The sequence below is a fragment of the Rugamonas violacea genome, assembly GCF_016461825.1.
Classification (GTDB): domain Bacteria; phylum Pseudomonadota; class Gammaproteobacteria; order Burkholderiales; family Burkholderiaceae_D; genus Rugamonas.
Map to the genome: position 1 here is coordinate 1 of NZ_JAEMNU010000047.1, position 825 is coordinate 825.

The following is an 825-nucleotide window of genomic DNA, read 5'->3' on the forward strand; positions in this document are numbered from 1 at the left end:
GACGAGGTTTGGCTCAATCCGGAACGGGCTGAACCTGAATTAGTGAAGCTGGCTGCATGAAGTGACGCGACAACTTTGTTGACAACTACCGGATGGCGCGCTGGAGCAGTTGGCGCGCGAGGTCAAGCCGGACGGCGTCAAGGGGCGCTTGAACCGCGTCTATGACAGCCAGAGCCAGGCGATGATGCGTGGCCGCTTCGGCCTCAAGGCCAACCGCAGCACGTTGCGCGACCAGATCGCCGGCGCCATGGCGGGCGACTTGGGCATCACCTCGCCGCTTTTTCCGCAGCAGGGCTGCACGGCCAGCCAGCACGCCTGCCTGGCCGCACAGAGCGGCGGCGAGCCTGAACTGACTGCGGCCCAACTGGACGACCTGGAAACCTATCTGAACTTCCTCGCGCCGCCGCTACCCCGTCTGCCGCCGCCGGCCGACAACGGCAGGGACAGCGGCAGGGACAACGGCAGGGACAACGGTAAGGGCAACGGTAAGGGCAACGGCGAGGGCGCGGTAGCCGACGTCAAGGCGCACGAGCGGATTCGCCACGGCGCCCAATTGTTCGCCACCAGCGGCTGCGCCGTCTGCCACCGGCCGCAGTTGCCACTAGGTGAGCACAAGCAGATTCCCGGTCTGGCCGGTGCCAGCATCGCACCCTATACCGACCTGCTGCTGCACGACATGGGGCCGGGCCTGGCTGATGGCCGGCCCGATTACGCCGCCAGCGGCCGAGAATGGCGGTAGTTGTCAACAAAGTTGTCGCGTCACTTCATGCAGCCAGCTTCACTAATTCAGGTTCAGCCCGTTCCGGATTGAGCCAAACCTCGTCC

At 65.2% G+C, this 825-nt stretch carries 1 protein-coding gene; it reads left to right on the forward strand.

Going from position 1 to position 825, the window contains the following annotated elements:
* Positions 1 to 109: 109 nt before the first annotated feature.
* Positions 110 to 739, forward strand: a complete 630-nt coding sequence (locus tag H7U20_RS10085) for a di-heme oxidoredictase family protein (protein WP_233410634.1) — start codon at positions 110 to 112, stop codon at positions 737 to 739.
* Positions 740 to 825: the final 86 nt, after the last annotated feature.